General features: G+C 27.7%; 27 protein-coding genes. 12 read left to right on the top strand and 15 right to left on the bottom strand.

Translation table 11 applies throughout. The annotated features are described in order from the left end of the window. The first annotated feature begins 449 nt into the window (after window positions 1-449). Window positions 450-1,085, top strand: coding sequence for a hypothetical protein (locus R4I97_RS04670; protein WP_335783919.1), 636 nt, complete (start codon window positions 450-452; stop codon window positions 1,083-1,085). 398 nt (window positions 1,086-1,483) lie between these two features. Here R4I97_RS04670 and R4I97_RS04665 read toward each other — a convergent pair whose 3' ends face one another. Together R4I97_RS04665 and R4I97_RS04660 are read right to left on the bottom strand one after the other, a co-directional pair. After that, window positions 1,484-1,924 (bottom strand): MarR family winged helix-turn-helix transcriptional regulator, encoded by a 441-nt coding sequence (locus R4I97_RS04665; protein ID WP_335766778.1) that lies wholly within the window; start codon window positions 1,922-1,924, stop codon window positions 1,484-1,486. A gap of 11 nt (window positions 1,925-1,935) precedes the next feature. Then, window positions 1,936-3,324, bottom strand: a complete 1,389-nt coding sequence (locus tag R4I97_RS04660) for a sodium-dependent transporter (RefSeq protein WP_157159340.1) — start codon at window positions 3,322-3,324, stop codon at window positions 1,936-1,938. A 250-nt stretch (window positions 3,325-3,574) separates the two neighbouring features. Between R4I97_RS04660 and R4I97_RS04655 the strand changes: the two genes are divergently transcribed. The 6 genes from R4I97_RS04655 (at window position 3,575) to R4I97_RS04630 (ending at window position 7,314) form a co-directional block, all read left to right on the top strand. Further along, complete coding sequence (locus tag R4I97_RS04655) at window positions 3,575-4,099, top strand: hypothetical protein (RefSeq protein ID WP_335783918.1); 525 nt, start codon at window positions 3,575-3,577, stop codon at window positions 4,097-4,099. A gap of 12 nt (window positions 4,100-4,111) precedes the next feature. Further along, window positions 4,112-4,543, top strand: coding sequence for a hypothetical protein (locus R4I97_RS04650; RefSeq protein WP_335783917.1), 432 nt, complete (start codon window positions 4,112-4,114; stop codon window positions 4,541-4,543). 83 nt (window positions 4,544-4,626) lie between these two features. Continuing rightward, complete coding sequence (locus R4I97_RS04645; RefSeq protein WP_335783916.1) at window positions 4,627-4,911, top strand: YtxH domain-containing protein; 285 nt, start codon at window positions 4,627-4,629, stop codon at window positions 4,909-4,911. A 20-nt stretch (window positions 4,912-4,931) separates the two neighbouring features. Next, window positions 4,932-5,324 carry a DUF948 domain-containing protein gene (locus R4I97_RS04640; RefSeq protein WP_335783915.1) on the top strand — a complete coding sequence of 131 codons (393 nt, stop codon included), beginning with the start codon at window positions 4,932-4,934 and terminating at the stop codon, window positions 5,322-5,324. Window positions 5,325-5,339: 15 nt separating this feature from the next. Next, entirely contained in the window at window positions 5,340-6,389 is a 1,050-nt protein-coding gene (locus tag R4I97_RS04635) for a peptidylprolyl isomerase (RefSeq protein ID WP_335783914.1), read from the top strand. A gap of 16 nt (window positions 6,390-6,405) precedes the next feature. Beyond that, window positions 6,406-7,314, top strand: coding sequence for a hypothetical protein (locus R4I97_RS04630; RefSeq protein ID WP_335783913.1), 909 nt, complete (start codon window positions 6,406-6,408; stop codon window positions 7,312-7,314). Window positions 7,315-7,683: 369 nt separating this feature from the next. Here the strand turns inward: R4I97_RS04630 and R4I97_RS04625 are convergent, their stop codons facing one another. The 3 genes from R4I97_RS04625 to R4I97_RS04615 form a co-directional block, all read right to left on the bottom strand. Continuing rightward, on the bottom strand, window positions 7,684-8,421 hold the full coding sequence (locus tag R4I97_RS04625; protein ID WP_335783912.1) for a site-2 protease family protein: 738 nt from the start codon (window positions 8,419-8,421) through the stop codon (window positions 7,684-7,686). Window positions 8,422-8,519: 98 nt separating this feature from the next. Next, the gene (gene trmD / locus R4I97_RS04620) at window positions 8,520-9,260 is read right to left on the bottom strand and encodes a tRNA (guanosine(37)-N1)-methyltransferase TrmD (protein WP_335783911.1); all 741 of its coding nucleotides are present in this window, start codon (window positions 9,258-9,260) and stop codon (window positions 8,520-8,522) included. A gap of 358 nt (window positions 9,261-9,618) precedes the next feature. Continuing rightward, on the bottom strand, window positions 9,619-10,248 hold the full coding sequence (locus R4I97_RS04615; RefSeq protein WP_335783910.1) for a lactate utilization protein: 630 nt from the start codon (window positions 10,246-10,248) through the stop codon (window positions 9,619-9,621). 201 nt (window positions 10,249-10,449) lie between these two features. On the opposite strand from R4I97_RS04615, the gene R4I97_RS04610 reads away from it, so the two are divergent. The 4 genes from R4I97_RS04610 to R4I97_RS04595 all read left to right on the top strand — a co-directional run bounded on the left by R4I97_RS04610 (window position 10,450) and on the right by R4I97_RS04595 (window position 14,248). Then, entirely contained in the window at window positions 10,450-10,800 is a 351-nt protein-coding gene (locus tag R4I97_RS04610) for a demethoxyubiquinone hydroxylase family protein (protein WP_013244481.1), read from the top strand. Between the two features lie 48 nt (window positions 10,801-10,848). Continuing rightward, window positions 10,849-11,658, top strand: coding sequence for a family 1 encapsulin nanocompartment shell protein (locus tag R4I97_RS04605; protein WP_335783909.1), 810 nt, complete (start codon window positions 10,849-10,851; stop codon window positions 11,656-11,658). A gap of 180 nt (window positions 11,659-11,838) precedes the next feature. Further along, the gene (locus tag R4I97_RS04600; RefSeq protein ID WP_335783908.1) at window positions 11,839-12,807 is read left to right on the top strand and encodes a beta-ketoacyl-ACP synthase III; all 969 of its coding nucleotides are present in this window, start codon (window positions 11,839-11,841) and stop codon (window positions 12,805-12,807) included. A 265-nt stretch (window positions 12,808-13,072) separates the two neighbouring features. Continuing rightward, on the top strand, window positions 13,073-14,248 hold the full coding sequence (locus tag R4I97_RS04595; protein ID WP_335783907.1) for an acetyl-CoA C-acetyltransferase: 1,176 nt from the start codon (window positions 13,073-13,075) through the stop codon (window positions 14,246-14,248). Between the two features lie 44 nt (window positions 14,249-14,292). On the opposite strand, the gene R4I97_RS04590 is transcribed toward R4I97_RS04595, so the two are convergent. Together R4I97_RS04590 and R4I97_RS04585 are read right to left on the bottom strand one after the other, a co-directional pair. Next, window positions 14,293-15,231, bottom strand: a complete 939-nt coding sequence (locus R4I97_RS04590) for a glycosyltransferase family 2 protein (RefSeq protein ID WP_335783906.1) — start codon at window positions 15,229-15,231, stop codon at window positions 14,293-14,295. Beyond that, entirely contained in the window at window positions 15,218-17,680 is a 2,463-nt protein-coding gene (locus R4I97_RS04585; RefSeq protein WP_335783905.1) for a DUF7657 domain-containing protein, read from the bottom strand. The genes R4I97_RS04590 and R4I97_RS04585 overlap by 14 nt, the downstream gene beginning before the upstream one ends. Before the next feature lie 385 nt (window positions 17,681-18,065). Here R4I97_RS04585 and R4I97_RS04580 point away from each other — a divergent pair, with 385 nt between their 5' ends. Beyond that, the gene (locus R4I97_RS04580) at window positions 18,066-19,064 is read left to right on the top strand and encodes a DUF2157 domain-containing protein (RefSeq protein WP_335783904.1); all 999 of its coding nucleotides are present in this window, start codon (window positions 18,066-18,068) and stop codon (window positions 19,062-19,064) included. A 286-nt stretch (window positions 19,065-19,350) separates the two neighbouring features. On the opposite strand, the gene R4I97_RS04575 is transcribed toward R4I97_RS04580, so the two are convergent. From R4I97_RS04575 to R4I97_RS04540, 8 genes are all read right to left on the bottom strand, one after another. Then, window positions 19,351-19,773: a DUF2752 domain-containing protein gene (locus R4I97_RS04575; RefSeq protein ID WP_335783903.1), complete on the bottom strand. Its 423-nt coding sequence runs from the start codon at window positions 19,771-19,773 to the stop codon at window positions 19,351-19,353. After that, window positions 19,773-20,759, bottom strand: a complete 987-nt coding sequence (locus tag R4I97_RS04570; RefSeq protein WP_335783902.1) for a VWA domain-containing protein — start codon at window positions 20,757-20,759, stop codon at window positions 19,773-19,775. The genes R4I97_RS04575 and R4I97_RS04570 overlap by 1 nt, the downstream gene beginning before the upstream one ends. A gap of 356 nt (window positions 20,760-21,115) precedes the next feature. Continuing rightward, window positions 21,116-21,661, bottom strand: coding sequence for an ankyrin repeat domain-containing protein (locus R4I97_RS04565; protein WP_335783901.1), 546 nt, complete (start codon window positions 21,659-21,661; stop codon window positions 21,116-21,118). Window positions 21,662-21,676: 15 nt separating this feature from the next. After that, window positions 21,677-22,447 carry a hypothetical protein gene (locus tag R4I97_RS04560; protein ID WP_335783900.1) on the bottom strand — a complete coding sequence of 257 codons (771 nt, stop codon included), beginning with the start codon at window positions 22,445-22,447 and terminating at the stop codon, window positions 21,677-21,679. Between the two features lie 19 nt (window positions 22,448-22,466). Next, the gene (gene fliE / locus R4I97_RS04555; protein WP_013244301.1) at window positions 22,467-22,826 is read right to left on the bottom strand and encodes a flagellar hook-basal body complex protein FliE; all 360 of its coding nucleotides are present in this window, start codon (window positions 22,824-22,826) and stop codon (window positions 22,467-22,469) included. Window positions 22,827-22,846: 20 nt separating this feature from the next. Continuing rightward, window positions 22,847-23,308, bottom strand: coding sequence for a flagellar basal body rod protein FlgC (gene flgC / locus R4I97_RS04550; RefSeq protein WP_013244300.1), 462 nt, complete (start codon window positions 23,306-23,308; stop codon window positions 22,847-22,849). Between the two features lie 51 nt (window positions 23,309-23,359). After that, window positions 23,360-23,788 carry a flagellar basal body rod protein FlgB gene (gene flgB / locus R4I97_RS04545; RefSeq protein ID WP_335783899.1) on the bottom strand — a complete coding sequence of 143 codons (429 nt, stop codon included), beginning with the start codon at window positions 23,786-23,788 and terminating at the stop codon, window positions 23,360-23,362. An 801-nt stretch (window positions 23,789-24,589) separates the two neighbouring features. Next, window positions 24,590-25,183 carry a sugar O-acetyltransferase gene (locus R4I97_RS04540; RefSeq protein WP_335783898.1) on the bottom strand — a complete coding sequence of 198 codons (594 nt, stop codon included), beginning with the start codon at window positions 25,181-25,183 and terminating at the stop codon, window positions 24,590-24,592. Between the last annotated feature and the right edge of the window lie 418 nt (window positions 25,184-25,601).

Here is a 25,601-nt window from a genome sequence, read left to right as displayed (position 1 = left end):
GTGGCCCAAAGAAGCAAAAGGACTGCATTTTTATTATAAATTTTATAATTTAATTGTACATTAAAAGGCACTTCCCCGCACGACTAAGAAGTTATAATTAAAGCATAGCATTACCGTGCGGCAAGGTGGTACAGCTCGTACGCGGGAAAAAGTTGATAAAAAAATAATTATTTCAATATATACTAAAAATTTATTTTTTAAGTTTTTTGTTTGTGATGGCGTTGCCCCCTGCGAAGCGTGCCCTTAGGGTACACACCTCACTTCTTTTGCAGCCGCAAAGAAGCAAAAAGGCTACATTGTTTAGTTTAAAATGTTGGTATTATTTCATACTTTATACATATTCCAAACATACAAAGCCAAAACACTTGCTATTTCTGCAACTTTTTGTTGATATTTCTATATGAAAAATATATAATATATTTTATACTAAATATATTAGGAGAACTAAAATGAAATTAAAAATATTTATAATTTCTTTTATATTTATTTTTTCAAGCATACTTTTTCCTGCTTTTGAATTAGGTTTTGCTGGAAAATTTGGATTTGCCGACAGTTTTACTGATTTAACAGGCGGAGTTTTTGAGCCAAGAATAGATTTAAATTTACAATTAGGTTATAACTTTCCTATAAATAAATCTTCTTTTAGGAGTATGAGTTTATTATTTGATACAGGAATAGATGCCAGAATGATATCTTTAAAAAATGATAATTATAAAATAAATCAATTAGGTGCAGGTGCAATAACAACAGGTTTGGCATTAAAATTTATATTTACTCCTGTTTTAAATTCAAAAATAGATTCAGTTTTCGGCTTATCTTCAGGTGTTAAATTTATACCCATAATAGATGATTTAAATATAAAACCAAATAAAGTTCCAATATCTCCATACGTTAATTTATTTTTAGAAAATAGAATTTATAATGTTAATGAAACTTTAGCTATCGTATATGGTCTTAATATTTTTTATGAATATATGATATTTGATAAAAGTGATATAAACAACTTATTTGGAGGCTACAATATAAATCAGCATCATTCAATAGGAGCTATGCTTTCTTTAGGTATTCATTTTGGAAAACGTTAAAGCTTATAATTATTAGCATGAAATATTAGGCTTATGATGAATGAATATATTTATCATAAGCCTTATATAATTTAGCCTAAAATATAGGTATTATTCTATAGTTTATAATATTCCAATATATAAATTGCACTTTTTGGTTCTTTGACGAAGTCCGTACCGCGTAAGCTGCGTGAAAAAGAACAATAAAAAATTTATAAAAAATAATTGTTTCAATATATACTAAAAATTTATTTTTTAAGTTTTTTATTTGTGGTGGCTTTGCCCCCACACCCCCAGTTATTTTATTGGTATAAAAGAACCAAAAAAACTGCATTTTTTATGCTTAAAATAAGGATACTATCTTATAATTTATACATATTCCAAACATATAAAGCTATAGTACTTGCTTATATTAAAAATCAATCTTTAGAATAATTCTCCATAAACTTAATCAGCTCTTTTAGACAATTTGTATACTTCACTATATCCTCATCTTTTAATGAAGCAAGCATATCTGTATCAAGTTTTTCAAGTTTTTCTAATATAGGCTCGGCAAACTTAATACCCTTTTTGGTGAGAGTAATAATTTTGTTTCTTTTGTCTTTGGAATTAATTTTTCTTGTAATGTAGCCCTTTTTCTCAAGACCATTAAGAAGAGAACAGCTTGTTTGCTTTGGTATGCACAATTTCTCTGTAACCATATTCTGCGGGCATTCTTTATTATAATAAATTAACCCTAGTGTAAACAAAGTTAAATCTGTTATGCCATACTGTTTTGCCCATATATGATAAAACCTATTAGTTTCATACCAATGGTCGTATATAATGTCTATATGCTTCTTTAACTCTTCTTCTTTCATTTAATAGCCTATTATTTTAGAAAAAACTTATTAATATAGTCAACAACAAAAATTGTAAGCACTATAAGAGGAAGTATATAACTAACATAGAATCTAGACCATTTAGGGAATTTCAAACCCTTACCAGTATCAGCTTCTTTAAGGAAGTTATTCCAACCCCAGCCAAGCTCTCTAGTACAGAATATTAATATTATTATACCGCCCAAAGGAAGGAAGTTGTTAGAAACTAAGAAGTCTAAACCGTCTATTATGCTAGTTCCTTCACCCAAAGGTTTAATAAATGATAATACATTAGAACCTAAAGCAGCAGGCAAGCTTAATATAAATATAGATATAGAAACAACTATTGTAGTTTTTTTACGGTTCCATTTAGTTTCAGACATAGTGAAAGCTATAATATTTTCAAATACAGCAATAATAGTAGTTAATGCCGCAATAGATAAGAATAAGAAGAATAATGCTCCCCATAATCTGCCTAAAACCATAGAATTAAATATATTAGGCAAAGTAAGAAATACTAAACCAGCACCCTGACCAGGATTTACTCCAAAAGAGAAAGTTGTAGGGAATATTACAAGACCAGATAATAATGCTATCAAAGTATCTAATATAACAACCATTATAGATTCGCCAGTTAATGAATAATTTTTATCTATATAGCTTCCAAATATAGTCATAGCACCAATACCCAAACTCAAAGTAAAGAAAGCCTGACCTATAGCAGCATAAGCTACTTTAGAAAAACCAGCAATTCCATCGCCAAACATATTTTTGAAATTTGGAAGCAAATAAAATTTAAGACCTTCTTTAGCATTAGGCAAAGTAACAGCTCTCACTATAAGAATAAGAAGTACAAAGAAAAGTAAAGTCATCATAATCTTACTTACTCTCTCAACACCATTTTCAAGTCCTTTAAAACAAACCACTGTAGCAACAACAACAGCAATAAACATCCAAAATATTAATGTTTTAGGTGAAGCAAGCATATTGCCAAAAAATGCCTGAACTTGCTCAGGGCTTAATCCGTCCATATAACCCATAGCCATAGAATAACAGAAATATAAACACCAGCCAGCTATAGTAGTATAAAACATTAAAAGTAAAACACAGCCAAAAATCTGTACATAACCAATAATATGCCATTTATGACCTTTTTTCTCCAAGTTTCTGTAAGAACCAGCTAAATCCCTTCCGCCTGCACGTCCAACAGTAAACTCCATTATAAGTATTGGAAGCCCTAATATTACTAATGATATTAAATACAAAACAACAAAAGCAGCTCCGCCGTATTGACCTGTAATATATGGAAATCTCCATACATTACCTAAACCTATGGCACAGCCTGCTGATACTAATAAGAATCCTAATCTGCTTGAAAGCTTTTCTCTCTTCTCATTCATAAATAATCACCTATACACTATTTTTTATATTTCTATTTATAATAATCACAAATATAAAAATTGTCAAGGACAAATTTATAAGTAATAATTTTGAAACCATGTTATTATATTTTTTCAATATTGATTTATAAAAAGCAAACAATTAAAAATACAATACTTTTGTACAATTAATTATAAAATATTCTTGATTTTTTAGTTAAAATACTATACCGTAATATTAATATTATATTTTTAAATAAGGAATATACCTATGAAAAAAAATATTCCAATAATAATTCTTAGCTCAGCAATTGCCGGTGCTAGTGCTTCTTATTTTATTTTTAAACATATACAAAAATCTTATTTTTATATTAAAAGCTATGACAAAAAATTTGAAATGAAATTTTCTAATAAATGGCATATATCAAAAGAAAAAAACGAGCTTAATGAAAATTCAAATCTTGAATTAATTAATAATAAAGACTCTCTTTGCCTTATAATGTTCTCTAAAAAGAAAAGCGAAATTAATAATATAACTTTAGATGAGTACAATCAAAATACAGTAAATGGCATTAGAGAAAATAATATAATATTAAGCTCTAATAAAAGCACTATACATAAAAAGAATGTTTATATTACAGAGTTCCATTCTAATTATAAAGAAGTTGATGTACACTATTCTATATATGTACTTGAAACAAATAATTATTATCATCAGTTTATGGTAGCTTCTATGAGCGGCAAAAATTATTATAATAAAATAAAAAGTATATTATCTACTTTGAAAGAAATATAATTTATAGTATATATGAGAAATAAATTAAAATATCTAATTATATTATTACTTTTATTTGTAAATAATTTGTTTTCAGAACAGAGAATATTTTTATCATCAAATTTAATAGGTGATGATTTGAGAAAAGAAATTATAAATTGGGTGAAAAAGAATTCAATAAATGAAGAAAACTATAAAATATTAGATAATGGCTTTATATATTTTTTTTATGTATCAAATATAGATGATAAAAATAAGTTTCTATGTTTTGATATTACTTTTAATTTGCAGCATGACAAGTTTATAGTAGATTTCTCTAACCCTAAAATATTTGACAAAGAAAAAAATGAAATAAAAGATTTAGAATTTAGCACAATAAGTAAATTAACCAAAACAGGCTGGTTCAAGTCGTATAATGAAGAGATAGATAAAATAGTAAATGATATTGAAAATATTATAAGCTAAATTTATATTTGTTAGTATGTTGACAAAAAGAGTAATTACATTTAATATCTTAGAAGATAATTATATATTAGGAGGATATTTTTATGACTAAAGGAATATTTTCTTTTATACTTGGTGTAAGTGCTGGCGTTGCATTAGGTTTATTGTTTGCTCCAAAAGCTGGCGAAGAGACTAGAGAAGATATTAAAGAAACTATGGATAATATTAAATATAAAGTAGATGATTTATATCATAGAGGAGTTATTAAAACTTCTGAGTTATATGAAAAAGGTAAAGAAAAAACTTCTGAATTATATGAAAAAGGTAAAGAGAAAACTGCAGATTTCTTAGACAAAAGAAAAAAGAAATCTGATGAAGCTGATGCTTAATTTTTGATAGTTATTTAAATATGAGTGATATTACTTTTCAATTAAATGTTATTGCTATATCATTGGCTTTTATAGCTATAGCAATATTGATATTGACCTTGGCTATGTTTTTTGTATTGCTTGCTACACATTTTAGATTTAGCAGCAGGTTTGATAAAATAATAGACAATATAGAATCTATTAGCGAAAAAGTTAATAATATAGCAGTATTTGTAGAATCTGAAGCTGACAAAACAAAAAAAAGTTTGTCAGATATGCATGATGCTTTAGATAATGTTACCAGCAGTTTTTATGGTATTACAAACTCTCTTAGAGATTTTACCGACAATTTCAATTTTATGAATATAATAAACTCTATTATTGGTTTGTTTAAAAGAAAAAATAAAACTGATGATGATGAATTTAATTTTTAATTTGTGGAAAAATGTATGAAAAAAAAATTATTATTAATAAGCTCTATACTATTTATTTTTGTATGCTCTCTATATCCTAATGAAGATTTTGCTATAAAAATCACAGATGCTAATGGCAACTTAAAAAAGCTTATTACTAAAAACGAATTTCTTAATGATGTAACCAATTTAATAACATTGAGAGGCGGCAATGAAGAGGCTATTAATATAATTATCACAAATGAATTACAGTTATGGCAAATTGCTAATCAAATAATAGAGCAAGAAGTTTTATATATTAAAGCTGTAGAAGAAGGCTATGACAAAGATAGCGATTTGATGGATAGAATAGAAAAAGAAAGAGATAATCAAATAGTACAATTATATATGCAAAAAAGAGTGCCTAAAGACTTTAGCGTTGTGACAGAGGCTGAGAAAAGAAGTTTTTATAATACTAATAAAAATCGTTTACCGCCAAATGTTACTTTTGATCAGCTGTCTCTTCAAATAGAATATGCCATCATTCAAGAGCGTATGCGTAATGAATATAATAAAATATTACAAAATGCTAAAACTAATTATACAAAATTTGAATATTCTTCTACTAAAGACCCTTGTATTACGATAGAAGAAAAAACTATACCGTTGTCTAAATTTAATGACATGTTTAACGAGAATTTAAAACAAGCGGGAGACAATATTCCGCCTGCATTAAAAGCACAAGCAAGAGACAGTATGTTCAATGCTTTTGCGGCTATGGAAGTTATGCTTTATGATGCTAAAAAAACAGGTTTTTATGATACGCCAGAAGCTAAATCTTTAGATAATCTAATAACAAGAAATGCTGTTACTGCTAATTATATAGATAAAACTATAAGAGCTAAGATACCAAAACCTACTGAAGAAGAAATCAATCAGGCCTATAAACAATATGGGGCTATATATAAAATAGATTCTCTTCCATATCAAGAAGCTCAAAAAGCTTTAGAAACTTTAGTAATAGAAGCTAAAACTCAGCAAATATATCAAGTACTAATTGCGCAACTAAGATATGGTTACAGTATAGAAAAGGACTTATCTTTATAATAAACATACTTGAAGCATGAAAATAAGAGTTTTCTTTATTTTAATAATATTAATCACAGTAAGCCAATTATCTTATGCTATAAGAAATGATTTTTATTTTGATATATCTCCGTTAATAGAAAAAAATAAAATGTTTTCTGTTGGTATAGGAGGTATATATTATGAATATAACTCTTGGTTTCAGAATTATAAATTATATATAAACGATTTATATGACCAAAATATTAGTAAAAGAAATTTATCATTTACATTTATGCCGTATTTTATGGTAAGACCTATTAATTTTTTAGAATTAGGCGTATCTGCAAGCTTTATATATCAAAGACAAGATACAAGACAAGATTTAACAGGTCTTACAAATATGACAGATTCTTTTAATTTTGATGCCATAAATGCAACAGCTAAAGTAACATTTTTAGATTGGTATTTATCATTAGGCGCTAAAATTGGTATGAGCTACAATTTTTCTAAAAGTATTCTTGGCGAAAATAGAGACCCTTTTAATTTTAACGGAGCTTTTTTGCTTGGAATAGTTCCTAAAGTGATACCTATTAATATATTATTTGCTTATGTATTTGATACAAGAGATAATTTACAAAGAGATATATTAGAATTAGGCGAAATAATAGGAGGAGTTGAGATTATAACATCACCTTTTATGACATTATATACGGGAGTGAGTTATGTTTTTCCATACCAGCCTAAAAAAAGAGATTATAGTTATTTAGAGCCCTTTGTAAAGTTTAAAGCTACAATATCAGATTTTTTATATATGACTATCACATACAGAAAAATTGTACTTGGCAGCGGAAATGTTCCAAACACATCAACTGTTGATTTTTCTATAGAGTATATGTTTTATGGTCCGGGCGATTGGTGGTATTTGGGAAGACCAGAGGATAAAAGAAGACAATACGACTACTAAAGTTTATAATGTTTTTAAGTTTTTATTTGTGGTGGCTTTGCCCCCTGCGAAACGTGCCACTAGGGTACACACCCCCAGTTCTTTTGCGACTGAAGGGAGTCCTTCAGGGCGACCGTAGGAAGTGCCCTTGCGGCGTGGCCACAAAGAACCAAAAAGGCTGCATTTTTATTATAAATTTTATAATTTAATTGTACATTAAAATGCACTCCCCCGCACGACTAAAAAGTTATAATTAAAGCATAGCATTACCGTGCGGCAAGGTGGTACAGCTCGTACGCGGGAAAAAGAACAATAAAAAGATTATATAAAATAATCGTTTTAATAATGCATTAATTAAAAATCAAATATATTCTTAAATAAAGATATTAATTATATAGAAAATAATGCATTAATAGAATTGCCTAATATATATGTTGCTATAGTTTGTATGAATGATAATATAGTTCTTAGTATTCCAAAGAAAAGCAAAGCATATAATATTAAAAAACCATAAGGGTATATTCTGTCATAAGTATTTTTGCCTTTATTTGATAAAAAAAATCTTAATATCCAACCGCCGTCTAATGGAGGGAAAGGAAGCAAATTAAAAAACATTAGCATTATATTAATCATATAAAACATTATAAGCATTGTAATTACGATTGGCAATGCATTTGAAAATATATTAGTAAGCATATTTGAATTAGCTTGTAATGCCATTATTAATTTATATATTACAAAAGTACCGTCTATAGGAAAAGCTAAAATCTTTATTATAATAAAAGAAACACTAGCAAGCATTAAGTTAGCAAAAGGTCCGGCAAAAGAGACTAAAGCTTGATCCCTCTCAAAATTAGAAAAATTCCTTGAATCCACAGGAACAGCTTTCATCCATCCAATAACAGGTATACCCGTAACAGCAGCAAGCAAAGGTAATACAACACTTCCAAGTATATCTATATGAGCAAAAGGGTTCAAAGTTAATCTTCCCAAGCTTTTAGCAGTATTATCCCCAAAAAAATATGCAACCCTCGCATGAGAATATTCATGCATACTAGCTGATATTATAAAAACAACATAGGATATTATTCCTATTGATAATCTATTAGCAAATATTTCACTTACCATTTTTATTATATTCTCTCTATAGTTTTATTTGAATTCTTTTTTAGTAAATTTTCTTAGTAATAATATATAAAAAACAATGTAAATGTCAAAAAGAAAAATTATAATGTTTTGTTAGTTTTATCTATTAAATAATTAAATATAGTCTTTATGTCTTTTTTTGACAAATCAATATTTTTAAACATATCAGAGCGATTAATAAAAGTTTTTATAATGCTTCTCTCTCTTCTATATTCTTCTATAAGTTTATGATTGCCGGAAATTAAAACATCAGGTACTTTCATATTATCTATTTCAAAGGGTCTTGTATATTGTTCGTATTCCAAAAGTCCGTTAGCATTCTCTTCAAAAGTATCATTTACCACAGATTCGCTATTGTTAAGTACTCCCTTATATCTGCATACTGCATCTACAAGCAAAAGTGCAGGTATCTCTCCTCCGCTTAAAACATAATCGCCTATGCTTATAGATTCATCAGCATATTTTTTTTCAACTCTATAATCTATGCCTTCATAGTGCCCAAGTATTAATGTGATATGTTCTTTTTGTGAAAGTTCTTTTATCTTTTGCTGTGTTAAAGTTTTTCCAGAAGGAGAAAATATTATAGTGTGCCCTTTGTTGTTGCTTTCAAAATATTTTTTAAAAATAGTGTAAGTCATAATCATACCAGGACCTCCGCCATAAGTATAATCATCACATTTTTTATAATTACCCTCACCAAACTCACGCATATTAACAATATTAATATTTACAGCTTTATTTTCTTTTGCCATAGATATAACGCCGCTATTTAGAGGGCTTTCATAGAAGTTTGGAAAGAGTGTAAGTATATCAATTATCATCCAACAAAATCCAAAAGATGTATTTTGATTAGTATATTATTTATATTATAAAAAATAATATACTAATTCAGGAAAAAAGTAAAAATTTTTAGCACATAATCACTTTAGAATATGGAGAAAATTTTTAAGTTTTTTTAATTGTTTTTATGGCTTTGCACCGCACTCTAATTCTTTTACGACCGAAGGAAGTGCCTTCGGTATTGGTATAAAAGAACCTTATATCCTTCGGATACGCTTCGCAAAGAACTGCATTATTTAGCTAAAAATATTAGCATTATTCTATTATATATTTCAACATATAGAATGCACTTTTTTGCAACGGAAAAAAGTTGATATAAAATCATTGTTTCAATATGCACTAAAAACCTAATTCTTCATCTATAAATAATATATGTATTCTATTTTTTATATGGCACTTATTTATAATGACAGTATAAGCACATAACCTTTCTTCTATATTGCAATTTTCATTACAAACCATATCACCCACACAGCAAGGATTATTTACTTTAAATCTTATAGAGTTTTGTGAAGCAGCAAAATCTTTAGCTCTCTTTAATGCATCTTCTTGAGAGTTAGCAATTTTATTTCTTCCTACAACTAAATAAACTTTTTTTGGTCCATAAATCATGGCAGCAACTCTATTTCCGCCTCCGTCTATAGCAATAACATCTCCATTCTTACTCAAAGCATTTGCAGAGCATAAATATACATCAGAAGTAAAAGCTTTAATCTCTGCCTCTGCTTTTAATTCTTTGTTGTTTCTGTCTACAAAGTTTTTATAGCCTTTTAAATCTTCTAATATACCCATCTGATTAACACTCGTGCTTCCGCCAAATGTAATGATGTCATCATTTTTTATTTGAGATAATAAAAACTTCTTAGCCTCTTCCTTATTAGAAAAACTATCAAAAGCAAAACCCTTTTTATTGAAATTTATTTTTAATATATTAGATAAATTCTTAAAATATTCTTCTTGAATAGTCATAAAAAACTCCATATATAATTTAAATATTATATTAAATTATACTTAATATAAAAATATTTGTAAATATATATCATTTTTTCTTTTTATATTTGTTTTATATGTTGACTTTTATAATTTTTTATACTATACTCATTATTAGGAATTAATATCAATAAGTAATTTATTGTATTAATATAATTAGGTATTTCAAAGGAGGAAAATATGCCTAGTTTTGCAAACCCGTTCAATGCAAATGTTGAAAGAAAGATTAGTAAAGAAGAATTGATACAGGCTGTGAGATTGGATATAGCTGGAGAATTAGAGGCTATATATTTATATGATGCTCATTGTATGGCTACTGATGATCCTGTTGCTAAAGCAGTTCTTGCTGATATTAGAGATGAAGAAAAGGCCCATGTTGGTGAACTTATGGCTCTTTTAAGACACTTAGACCCCAAAGAGGCTGAACATTTCGCTTCTGGAGAGATGGAAGTAAAAGAGATGATGGAAGAATTAGGAATAAAAGAACCAGATTTATCAGGTCTTACAGTTGGAAGTTTGAAAAAAGAATAATTATTATTATAATAAATATTATAAAATAAATTTAAAAAAGGAGAATATATGGACTTTTTAGCAAGAGATGGTTCGCCTTTTGACAGCGACTTTTGGAGTAAAATAGATAGGACAGTAATAGAAACTGCAAGCAGAACTTTAATAGGAAGAAGGTTTCTAAATATATACGGACCTTTAGGTTCTGGAACTATAAGCGTGCAATATGATAGAAATGATAGAGAAGAAGTTTTTCAAGATGGTATAGTAAAAACTTCGGGAAGACATTCTGTGGAACTTCCGCAGCTATATCAAGATTTTACTCTTCTTTGGAGAGATATAGAAAATAATGAAAAAAATAAAATGCCTTTAGATTTGTCTGTAACATCATTTGCAGCACAAACTTTATCAAATAAAGAAGATGAATTAATTTTTTATGGTAATGAGTTTGTCGGAGTTACTGGAATACTAAACACTAAAGGCGTACAAAAGCTAAAAATTAGTGATTGGTCTGCTGGTGAAAATCCATACATTGATATTGTAAAAGCTATTAATATGATTAGAGAAAAAGGAATAGTTGGAAGAATAATATTAGCTTTGAGTCAGGGATTATTTTTTGATTTACAGAGAATACAGCAAGGTACTGGTATGACTGAAGCTCAAAGAATAACTAATATGATTCATAATCTATATAATATCCCTACAATAAAAGGTAAAAAGGCTGCTATTATATGTGTAGAGCCTCAATATATAGATTTAGCTATTGGTGTTGATATGTCTACTGCATACTTAGAACAAAAAGACCTTAATCATACTTTCAGAATTATGGAAACTGTTTTACCTAGGATAAAAGAACCAGAGGCTATTGTTGTATTAGAATAACCCCCCAATAGTTTTTTATAAAAAAGCAAAAGTAGGCAATAGAGCTTATTTTTGCTTTTTTTATATCAATACCTAAAATAACAATAATATAAGTAAAAATAGTTACTAATAACTATATCATTTTTTTAAAAAACAAATATATTTTATACTTAGGAAAGTATATTTAAATTGGAGCCTACAATGAAAAGAGCATATATTAAAAACATAGCCTATTATGTACCAGAAAGAATATTAGACAATAAATATTTTGAAAGCATATTAGACACAAACAACGAATGGATAGTAACTCGTACAGGTATAGAAACAAGACATATGGCAAGAGCCGATGAAACTATTTTTGAAATGGGAATTAATGCCGTTAAAAATTTAGAGAAAAAAGGTGTAGATTTAAAAGAAATTGATGCTATATTAGTTCCTACTGTAACAAAAGATTATATATTTCCGTCTATGGCAGGACAATTACAAAAGGCATTAGGACTTAATCATTGTTTTGCTTTAGATTTATCTGCTGCTTGCTCTGGATATATATATTCTCTAAACACAGCTGCTTCTTTAATAGAAAGCGGACAATGTAAAAATGTACTTATAGTTTCAAGTGAAAAACTCACTAAAGATGTTAACTGGAAAGACAGAGGAACTGCAATTCTTTTTGGAGATGCTGCTACTGCTTCATTAATTACAACAAGAGATGACGGAAAGGGAATAATAGGTATGCATATGCAAAGCGAGCCTGATATGAGTATAGTACTTAATGGCGGAAGTGTTTGTCCTATAAGACCTGATGATTTAGAAGCTCCTGAGTTTAAAATACACATGGATGGTTCTGAAACTTTTAAGAGGGCTGTTACTGAGTTTTCTAATAGTATAGATAAAGTTTTAGAATCTACGGGGAAACAATTAAGCGATGTTAAATATTTTGTACCGCATCAAGCTAATTTAAGAATAATGCAGGCTGTTGCAAAAAGAATAGGACTTCCTATGGAAAAGGTAAGCGTTGTATTAAATAAATTTGGAAACTGTTCTTCTGCAAGTATAGGCTTAGCTTTAACTGATGCCTTGGAAGAAAACAAAATCGATGATGGAGATTTAGTTCTTCTTACAGGTTTCGGCGGAGGATTTACTTGGGGTTCTACTTTAATGATTTGGTAATAAAACCTTTTTAAATATATAAGGATAGCTTTTATGCTGTCCTTTTTCTTTTTTAAATAAAACATTGCTAAAATATTAATTTAACAAAATTATTAAATAAACATTGATATTTTTATTTATTACAAATTAAAAAATTTATATAATACAACTATTTAATTTTTTTCATTATAAACCACAAACTTATATAAAAAATAAAAACTATTGTAAAACATATTTTTATTGACTATACTATGCATAATAATGTTTTTATTAGGAGATTATATTTATGAGAGAAATAGTAATAGCAAGTGCTGTTAGAACGCCTGTAGGAAAGTTTTTAGGTTCATTTGCAAACATTTCAGCAGTAGAGCTTGGAACTATTGTAGTAAAGGAGGCTATAAAAAGAGCAAATATCAAACCAGAGCAAGTTGATGAAACTTATTTTGGCTGTGTTATACAATCAGCACTTCTTCCGAATGTTGCAAGACAGATTTCTGTTAATGCTGGAATACCTGTAGAAAAACCAGCATTGACTATAAACATACTATGCGGTTCAGGACTTAGAGCTGTATCAATGGCAGCACAGATGATTAAGGCAGGAGATGCTGAAATAGTAGTAGCAGGAGGCACAGAAAATATGAGTATGGCTCCATATACTGCTGCGGCTATGAGAATGGGGGCAAGAATGGGAGAAACAAAAATGCAAGACACTTTGCTTAATGATGCTCTTATTTGTGCTTTTGAACATTACCACATGGGAGTTACTGCTGAAAATATTGCTGATGAATGGGGAATCACAAGAGAAGAACAAGATGAGTTTGCATGCAGAAGTCAAAATAGAGCTGAGGCTGCTATAAAAAGTGGAAGATTTAAAGATGAGATAGTACCTGTTACAATTAAAACTAAAAAAGGTGAAATAGTCGTTGATACTGATGAACACCCTACATTTGGTACTACTATGGAAACTTTATCCAAGTTAAAACCTGCATTCAAAAAAGACGGCACTGTTACAGCTGGAAATGCTTCTGGTATTAATGATGCTGCTTCTGCTTTAGTGCTTATGTCTAAAGAGAAAGCTGATGAGCTTGGAATTAAACCTATGGCTAAAGTTTTGGGTTATGCTACACATGGGGTTGAGCCAAGAATAATGGGTATTGGGCCAATAGAGGCAAGCAGAAAGGCTTTGAAAATGGCTAATCTCACTGTTGAAGATATGGACTTAATAGAAAGCAACGAAGCTTTTGCTGCTCAGTCTATTGCTGTTGCTCGTGAGTTAAAGTTTAATATGGATATAGTTAATGTTAATGGCGGGGCTATTGCTTTAGGACACCCAATAGGGGCATCAGGTGCAAGAATACTTACCACACTTCTATACGAAATGAAAAAACGCGGTTCTAAAAGAGGGCTTGCTACGCTTTGTATAGGCGGAGGTATGGGCACTGCTTTAGTTGTACAGATGTAAATAATATAAGAGATAAAATTTAAGATATAGATTTTATCTCTTTTTTATTTAATGGAATTATATTTAAATCTTCTATTTTCTGATATAACTCTGCCTACAGCATTCATTATCAAACCTATAGAAAATGATAATGCTGATAATATTATAAGACATATAGTCAGTATTGCTGTTGGAAACCTATCTACTTTTAATGTTTCAAAATATTCTATAGTAATACTAATCCCTAATGACATACCTATAATAAAGAAAATAATACTAATAATATTAAAAAATATCAAAGGTTTTTCTGTCATCATCAAATAAATTATAGTAAATAGTATTCTAAACCCATCTCTAAAAGTGTTAAGTTTAGAAAAAGAACCCTCAGGTCTTTTAAAATATTTAGCAGATACTTCTCCAACAGGCAAACGCATTTGTAAAGCATATATCGTAAGTTCAGTTTCTATTTCAAAACCTTTAGAATGAGCTGGAAAACTCTTTACAAATCTTTTAGAGAATATTCTATAACCGCTAAGCATATCGTTAAATCTTTTTCCAAATAATGCATTTGCAAAACCTGTAAGCATTATATTACCAAAAGTATGACCCTTTCTATGAACATCTTCATCTACAACTTCACGAGAAATATTCAACATATCAAGTCTATTATCCAAAAAATATGCTATATGCTTTTTTATTTCAGAAATATCATACTGCATATCAGCATCAACCATAATATATATGTCAGCATCAATATCAGCAAAAGCCCTTCTTACAACTTCGCCCTTACCTTGATAATTAACTTCTGTTACTATTGCACCAGCTTCTTTAGCTAATAGAACAGATTTATCTTTACTATTATTGTCAAAAACATTAATCTCTGCTTCCGGTAAATATTTTTTAAATTCTTCTATTACTTGTTTTATGGTAAGCTCTTCATTATAACAAGGTATTATAATAGATGTTTTTATCATTTTACTAAATCTTCCTTTATTGTAATTCATATATATAATAATTATCTACTTGTTTAAGTAAATTTAGTTTTATATTTTCTATATTATATTTTTCTAAACTAATATCGCTTAAAATATATTTAGTATTAATTTTTTTTAAATCATTTAAAGTAATGTTTAATTCAAATAAATCAGCTTGTATTAAATTAAATTGGGGTTCGCTATTATCATCAACAATATTTAATGATATATGAGCATATCTATTATAAATATCTTTATATTTTAACTCAGGGTCTAATATTTTCCATCTTTTAAGATTTGGATATGTATTAACACTATTAATTGTAGGCGCACCTGCTATAATTGGAATATTATTTACTCCTATGCCAACTGTAGAAACCCACAAACCATTATCTTTAGAAGATATTTCTTTAATTGATTTATATAAATTAGAATCATATATTACATCAAGACCTTTTCGAATAGGATTGATATATATACTGCTTATTATTAAAAATAATGAAGAAACAGATAAAAATATTTTTTTAAATATATCATTTCTGTATTTCAAGAATGATAAACAAATAATGAACAATATAATAAATAATATTGCAGCCATAAATATATCTAAATAATTTTCTCTATATTTATATGAAGCAAATATTATAAACAAAGAAAATAAGATAGATAATATTATAGATGTTTTAAATTTAACATTAGGACTATATAGATATAAAGCTCTAATTAAAATAAATATATTAATTATTCCAAACATTTCAATAACCCTATATGATGGGGAATATGATAGTAAAGAAATTTTAGATAAAAATGCTGGAAAACCAATAGTCATATATATTAGGAAAAATAAACTGAAAATAGATAATAATATTAAAAGTTTATCCCTAATTTTTTTATTAAATATTAAGTATATTGCATATATGTATGGTATAGGGAAAAAATCTATAAATACTGAATGATCGCAAACGCTCATTATTGTATTAGGTTCTTTATATGAAAGAAATAAATTAATACCCCATCTAAATAATTCTAAAAATATTCCACCGCCTGTTTCAAATCTGCTGCCAGGATACACTGTATTTCTTACAAATTCTATAGTTTCTTTAGATTTTAAGAATATTCTTCCTACTAAGAAAATGAATATTACAAAAAATACAGCCCATATTATAAAATCTTTTTTCTTTGTTTTTATATCAAAAATTTTCCAATTTTCTATTATGACCCAAATATACAATGGAAGCAATAAATAACCAAATGGTATTAGCCAAGCAGGATATAAAGAAAATAATAAATTACCCCAACATATAAATATAGCTACTACATAAAAACTCCTATATATAAAATTATTTTCTTTCATATATAGATTCAGCAATATTACTGATAAAAATGGAAATATTATTAATTCTGCAATCCAATTAACTGCCAACCACCAATGTATTGTTGGAGCAAATGTTATTAATATAGCACCAAATAAAGAAAGTTTATTATTTTTATTTGTAATTAATTTCATTATTTCAAATGATACTAAAAACAAAGCTATCAAACGCCCAATCCAGAAAAACGATAAGCCTTTAGCAGGAGGCAAAAATAAAAAACCAATCTGAAATAATCTAAATAAAATAGATATATCCATCACAGGAAGACCATAAACCATAAACACATCTGTTTTATCGCCTCTTATAGTATCACTAAAATATGGGAATTTACCCGTATGATTCTCATATTGAGAAAGCATAAAAGGAGTTAACACCATCCATTCATCAGATCTTATGCCTCTTGACTCACCAAAAAGTACGCCAGATTCCGTATTTAAAAAATTAGAATATATACCTACAGAAGAGCCGCTTATTTCAAATATTATGCATAATATAAAAACTATACCTGCTACAATAAACCTATATTTATTAATATAATTAACAACATATAAAAATTCTTTATTCTTATATCTAAAAAAGAAAATAATGATAATTAAAACATTTATTAATATAAATACTTCTATTATATTTTTCTTAATTTTTAAAACATAATTAACATTATCAATTTTTTCAAAATCTATAATTTTATCTGAAACTAAATTACCAAACGGACTCCCACTATAATCAATTTTCATTTTTTTAATAATATTATTATTTGTTATAATTTCATTTGTATCTATATAAACATTATATATATCGCTATTTCTAAATACTTTACTATAATAGCTTATTCTAAAATCATAACTATATTGAATAATGGATTCATTTGTTAATATGTAATTGATAACAGCATCAGAATCTAACTTATTATTTATTGTAAATGATTCTTTTATTTCTTCTATATTAGAAAAATTATTTAATTTAAAAGTTTTATCAATATTTATTTTAAAATCAGATAAATATCCTATTCTTTCTTTTTTGCCTAAAAAAGATAATACTGCTATTGAAATAAGTAATATAACAACAAATACTATATATATTCTAAGAAAGATATTTTTATTTATCATACATTAGTCCTTAAAAAAGCAAAAAGTTTACTATATATAAAATCACTAATTTTGCGATAACATTCTTAGAAACAACAATATATCGTATTAGTAATATAAAATTTGGAAGTAAATATTATTCATTTGTTTATAAAATACAACTATCTATACATTAATATATTATATAGCAATATAAAAAATAATCAATAAAATATTTGATCAACAATACTAAAGGTTCATAAACCTAATAAATATTTAATTTTTTAAATTATTTTGATTAAAATCTTTATAAACTCAATTCTACATTATTAATATAATATTAACAACTATTCTAATGACAATAATTATTTATTTAAAAAATTAATAAATATGTTAATATTATAAAAAATAATTTTTAATATTAACTATGAGCAGCAAAGAAAGATTTATATTAAAAGAAATAAAAAAATGGTATAAAGATAGCCTCATATCTGAAGAACAATTAAAAACATTATCTTCAAAATATAGTAACAACATATATCTAAACTGGCAGCCTATAATAAAATCAATAATGATAACGGGAATAGTATTAGTTATGATTGGTTTTATAGCTTTTATTAGTTTTTATATATTTTCTCTTTATTTTATAGCATTTTTATTTACACTTTTTTTCGTATCAGGATTTATAATTAATGAAGTGATGATAAAAAAAGAAATAAATCTTCCAAAAACTTCTGCCGTAATAGTGGCATTATCTTCTATATTTTTGGCCTGCGATATATTTACTATTTATTATATAATCTTTGAAAACAAAAATAATTATACAATAATATTTTTAATCACTATAATAATATTTTTTATAATAGCCTATATTAAAAAAAATTATATAGTGCTTTCAATAGCATTAATATCAGCAATTACATGGTATGGTTTTGAAGGCTTTGATTTTCCTTATATTGATTCTTATATTTTTAATATTAATAATTATATAAGACTTATTTTAATGAGTGCGGCAATATTTTTATTAGGCATTACAGATACTAATGTAAAAATACTTGGAAACAAATATTATATATTTTCAAAAATATTTTATAGTATTGGAATATTGTATTTAAACATTGTATTAGCAATTATGAGCATATTCGGCACTTATGACACAGTAATATTATTTAAAGACAACAAAGCAGAAACTATAACATACAGCATTATATTTTTAATAACAAATATTATAATGCTTAGTTTGGGTATAAAAATAAAAAAGATGTCTATAATAAAATATTCTATATTTTTTATATTAGCTAATATGTATATAAGATATTTTGAATATTTTTATTTATCTATGAACAGTTGGATATTTTTTATCATACTTGGCGTGATAACGATTTTAATAGGCATAGTGATAGAGCGAATAATACAAAACAGTTAGTAGCTTATATTAAGTATTTTTAATATATTTATAAACGGCTATATTTTATTATTTTTTATTGTTCTTTTTCCCGCGTACGAGCTGTACCACCTTGCCGCACAACAATGCTTTGTTTTAATTATAACCTTTCAGGCGTGCGGGGGGAGTGCATTTTAATGTACAATTAAATTATAAAATAAAAATGCAGTTCTTTTGCTTCTTTTATATCAATAAAAGAAGTGGGGGTGCGGGGGCTAGTCCCCGAAATTAACAAAACATAAAAACTAAATTTTAATAAGCTTAAAAATTATTTTTTTACTAAATTCAAAATTTCTAATATAGTGTAAAAATGACTATTATAGTTGTATGTAAAAGGCTCTCTATATGGAAAACTATTGATAAATCTAAACACATACACACCTATAAAAATAATTATTAAACAAATTATTAAAAAATTGTTGTTGTATATACTATCAAATATTTTTATATTTTTTCTAAAAGCTATTATAACAAATAAAAACGCTGGCAAAGGAAATAATGGGTGATATTTAAAAGCATTTTTTAAATCTAAATTGAGTGCATGTATATAAGCTCTTGTCATGCCGCAGCTTGGACAGGGAAAACCGGTAGTTGCTCTAAACAAGCATAAATTTTCTACAGGTAATTTTTTATTAAAATTAACACAGAATATTAAAACTAATAATACACAAAATTTAAAAAACTTATCCATTATGGTATAATCAAAAATCTTGTAGAAGATAATATAATACTTAATGCAATACATATTAAAGCTATTATAATAAAAGGTTTATATAACTCTTTGTATTGAATAAGGTTATCATCTGTAATTGGCTTTTTTTCTAATCTATCTATTGTATTATAAACATTATCTAATGCAGAGCTTGTTTTTGCATTAAAATATTTTCCGCCTGTTATGCTTGCTATTTCAATTAATGCTTTTTCATTGAGTGTAAAATCTGCTCTAATTCTTCTCTTGCCGTAATTTGGATCTGTATATGTTACCCAAGCATGACTTCCAGCAGCATCACCAATCCCTATTGTATAAATTTTAATATTAAAATTTGAAGCTATTTCTGAAGCAAGTTTAGGGTCTATCTCTCCAGAATTGTTTTCTCCGTCTGTAAGAAGTATTATAATTTTTTCAGCATCATCTTTTACGCTCCTAAGCATATCAACCGCCGTAGCAATACCAAGACCAATAGAAGTAGAACCCTCTTCATCAATTTTTATATTGCCGATTTCTTTCTCCAATGAAGTATAATCAAAAGTGGAAGGAGAAAGTACAGAAGCCCTTAAAGCAAAAGCAACCAAACTAATTTTATCGAAATTTCTTTTTTTTATAAAATCAGCCATAGTTTTTTTTGAAGCCTCAAGCCTTGTAGGAAGCATGTCTTCAGCCATCATAGAAGGAGATATATCAACTACCATAGATATATATATGCCCTCTCCATTAATATTAGCACTGCTGTCTACCGTAGCAGGACGGGCTAAGCCTATTATTGAAAAAGTTAAACCTATCATTAAAAGTATAAACGGTATATCTTTGGCATAATATTTTGATTTTAAAGTATGTGCCATACTTACACGCGGGTGCTTTACAGAATAGAGATGATTTTTTCTTGTTTTTATATATATAAAAGTGATAATAGGTACAATTAATAGTAATAGTAAAAATTGAGGATTAACAAACAACATTCCGCACTTCCATTTTAATATTTAGTTTATTATATAATAGAATATATAATAAATCTATATAAAAACTTGTTTGATATTTGGTTTTATATATAGTTTAAAATTTTTAAGTTTTTTATTATTTGTGGGGACTAGTCCACACAACCCCTACTTCTTTTGCGACCGAAGGAAGTACCTTTAGGTATGGCCGCAAAGAAGCAAAAAGGCTGCATTTTTATTTTATAATTTAATTGTACATTAAAATGCACTCCCCCGCACGACTAAGAAGTTATAATTAAAGCATAGCATTACCGTGCGGAAAGGTGGTACAGCTCGTACGCGGGAAAAAGAACAACAAAAACTTATAATAATAAATAACTCTAATCAGCTTTGCTTTCTAAATAATTATATATATCCTCAAAGCCCTCAAACTCTGCTATGTCTATTGGTTTTAATGAAAGATTGTCTTTGATGTTAATGTCAGCTCCTAATTCTACAAGCGATACAACGGCTTCATATTTGCCGTATTGTGCTGCTAAATGCAAAGCGGTCCTTCCGTCATTGTCTTTTTCGTTAATATTATCAATTTGCTTTGCAATATCTTTTATAATATCACTATCCCCATAAAAAACAGCATACATCAAAATATTTCTGCCGTTACTGTCTTTCAATGTATAATCAATTTTTTTTCTGTTATCTAATATTAGTTTTTTTATTTCGTTTTTGTTTGAATTATTATCAGATAAAAGATGCATCAAAACTGTAAGACCTTCATTATCTTTTTTGTTTATATCAAAAGAAGAATTTTTTAAGTTATAAAACATAAACAATAAATAACATAACACTGCTATTAAAATTATAAAGCCTATATTATAATATGTCTTTTTATTTTGTTTAACTTTCTTTTTGTTTTTCGTTTTTTTCATTATATTATCCAAGTATTATAAAGAAAATATATCTTTTATTATATAAACAAAATCCTGCTTTGGAAACTTTTGAATTGTTATGACATCTTCTACTTTTTCTGCATAATACAATTTATTTTCTGAAGGTATATACGAAACTGAAAATATTTGTGCATTAGAATTAAGAAGCTTTTCTTTAGTGTAGCCTTCTTTAGATATATTAATTATTCTCTCAGAAGCATTATCTCCAAAGAAAATAAATACAGCATGATTATATAGTTTTGCTTTTAATATTTTTTGTTTTTCATTTTCTGTTTTAAATAATTTTTGGTTATCATCTATATATAAATCTAATATTTCATTTAATTCATTTTTTACGGTTGTAAGCGCTGCTTCTGTGTCTTTATCTATATCCAAAAGCAGAAAATAGTAGGCATATATTGTTATAGATTTTTTATTTTTTACAACGTCTATATTAATAAAAACCCTTGAAGAGTTTATAGAATACATACTATATCCAAAATATTTAAGCCTTTCTATAATATGCTCTTTTGTAACTGTTGTTTTTATATTATGTTCTAATACTGAGTTGTATCTAATAAAGTTTAAATATCTTTTATTAATATTTGATATATATAGATAAGCAAAAATTATTGTTATTATTTCTAATACAATTAAAATTATAGTGATATATATTTTATTATTGTTATAGATAGATAAGAATATTAAGTTGGCAAACGCTATGGCGATTAAACCATAAACGCTTGCCCTTAATAACTCTTTTTTGAAGGAGAACTTTTTTTCCATTATTTACTTATTAAAAAAATTATCTATATGAAGTTACTTCCTGATAAGCTCTTACAGCTCTATCAACTACAGCTTTAGTAAAACTGAGTGATAATTCAGCCTCAGCAATAGCGTTCATTACATCAGAAACATCAACCTGATCAGGTCTAATTCCTGCTTGAACTATAATATTATCTTTATCAACTTGCTTCTGATTAACAGATTCTATTGCATCGCTAAGCATAGTACCAAAATTACTTATCAAATCATTGTTAGAACTTCTTCTCAACATCTGAGCTGGTCCATAATGACGAGGGTCCGTAGTCTTTAATACAAATCCATAATTATCACCAACATTACCTGTTTTAGAATAAGCACTCATTACGCTGTTAATATCCATAAAAATATCCTTATATATAATTAATATCTAATAATATTCAAAGCACTTCCAAACATAGTTTTAGCCGATTGAATCATAGTAGAGTTAGCCTCATAAGCCCTTGAAGCTTCCATCATATCAACCATCTCTGTAACAGGATTAACATTTGGCATCTCTACATATCCAGCCTTCTCACCATATTTTATAGCATCAGGGTGTGAAGGGTCATAAACAAATCTTGTTGCAGTTTCCATATCTTTTTCTATGCTGAATACTCTCACCCCAGTACCAACATTAGGCTGCAAAGCTTCTGGTAAAAAAGGACTTCTATATTTATTGCCGTCATCTCTTGGCTTAAACACTACTCTGCTTCTTCTAAAAGCTCCGCCCTCTGTGGTGCGTGTTGTATTAACATTAGCTATGTTGTCTGCTATAACATCAAGTCTTGTTCTTTGGGCAGTTAAACCGCTTCCAGATGTATTAATTATTGAAAATATTCCCATTTTAATTCTCTCCTTCAAAATGATTAATTATCAAAATAATTAACAATATTTTTAAGCATTGCCTATCATTCTTCTAATATCTCTATATTGAGCATTCACTATTTGTGAAAACATTTGATAGCGTAAAGTGTTTTTAGCTTCTTCAGCCATCTCTTTATCTATATCAACATTGTTTTTATCGTTTCTGTAGTTGGTATCATAATCTACTGTAATTGTAGGAGATACTTCGCTATAATTCATAGGCATATTAAAAGGAAAATGTCTTGGGTCTGTTCTTTTTGCCTCAATGCCGTCATATTTCTCGCTGTCTAAAGCTCTTGCTAATTGATATTCAAAAGTAACATCGCTTCTTTTGAAATTTGGTGTAGAAACATTAGCTATATTGTCTGCTATCACTTCTGCTCTAAGCCCATAAACATTTAATAGCTTTTTAGCAATAGTCATAGTTTTGGCATAAGTTGTATCTGCAAACATGCTCATAATTATAATCCTAATAAAATAATACTTATGTTAAGTTTCGGTTTAATGAAAAAAGGCTTTAGTAATTTTTTATGACTTTTTTAATTAAAAATATTTTAACTAAAAATACAGCCTTTTTGCTTCTTTGTGCAACAAAAGAACTGTGGTGCTACCCTACGGGCACGCTTCGCAGGTGGCAAAGCCATGCAAACACCAAAATAAAAAAGTTAAAATTTTTCAGTATATATTAAAATAGTTTCTATCAACTTTTTCCCGCAGCTTACGCGGTGCGGACTTCGTCAAAGTTGCAAAAAGTGCAAATTATTTTGCTTATTCGTATACATTTCACGAAAGTACAAGTGCTATAGCTTTGTATGTTTGGAGTATTTATTAGTATAAAATAATACCAATATTTTAAACTAAACAATGCAGTTCTTTTGCTTCTTTTATATCAATAAAAGAAGTGGGGGTGCGGGGGCTAGTCCCCGAGAATAAAAAAACATAAAAATATTTTTGACAGACTTAAAAACTTTTAGTATATATTATAACTACTATTTTATACAAATTTTTTATTGTTCTTTTTCCCGCGTACGAGCTGTACCACCTTGCCGCACGATAATGTTATGCTTTAATTATAACTTCTTAGTCGTGCGGGGAAGTGCCTTTTAATGTACAATTAAATTATAAAATTTATAATAAAAATGCAGTTCTTCGCGAAGCGTATCCGAAGGATATAAGATTCTTTTATATCAATAGAAACTATGAGTGCCGAAGTAAAACCGCCACAAACAAAACTTAAAAATTTTCACTAAATACTAAAATCTATTTTCTATTCCAATCTAAACATTTCTTTTTATCTTCATCGGTTATATCTCTAATGACCTTGCAAGGATTTCCAAAAGCAATAACATTATCAGGTATATCTTTTACAACAACGCTTCCAGCCCCAATAACACAACCATTGCCTATTTTTACTCCGCCTAAAATTATTGTATTAGCACCAATCCATACATCATTGCCTATTGATATAGGGTAAGCATATTCTATATAATTATTCCTTCTCTCTATATCTATAGGGTGTCCAGCAGTATAAAAACCACAGTTTGGAGCTACTAATACATTATTTCCAAATTTAACTTTAGCACAATCTAATATTACACAGTTATGATTAATATAAAGATTATCTCCAGCCTCTATATTAAATCCATAATCACAATAAAATGGGGCAGTAATTCCAAAATTTTTACCTATTTTGCCAAATAATTCCTTAATAATATTTTCTTTTTCTTCTAATTGATTAGACTTTAATAAATTATAATCCAAACATAAATCTTTAGCCTTATTTCTCATCTCCTCTAAATCTTTTCCAGTACTTTTATATTCAAATCCATTAATCATTTTTTCAAATTCATTCATTTTATTAATTCCCTATTTAAATTATAATAAAAGTTTCTATATTTAAAAAAGCATTTTATTAATAAATTATATATAACTTTTCACTGCTTTTCAACTTACCATATAGCTACATACACGTAAGCTCTTCCCTTGGTTACCTAAAACACTTTCTTCTGTTGCCATGAAGTAGTCTTCTTTTGGCAGCAAAAGAACTGTGAGTGTGTACCCTAATGGCACGCTTAGCAGGTGGCAAAGCCCTGCAAATAACCAAAATAAATAAAGTTAAAAATTTTCAGAACATATTAAAACAATTATTTTATATCAACTTTTTCCCGTAGCTTACGCGGTGCGGACTTCGTCAAAGTTTTCGCCCTTCTGGCACGCTTCGCGAAAGTACAAGTGTTTTAGCTTTATATATTGGAATATATATTAGGTATAA

The organism is Brachyspira pilosicoli, from assembly GCF_036997485.1.
GTDB lineage: Bacteria > Spirochaetota > Brachyspiria > Brachyspirales > Brachyspiraceae > Brachyspira > Brachyspira pilosicoli_C.
This window is presented reverse-complemented; position numbering and strand designations above follow the sequence as displayed.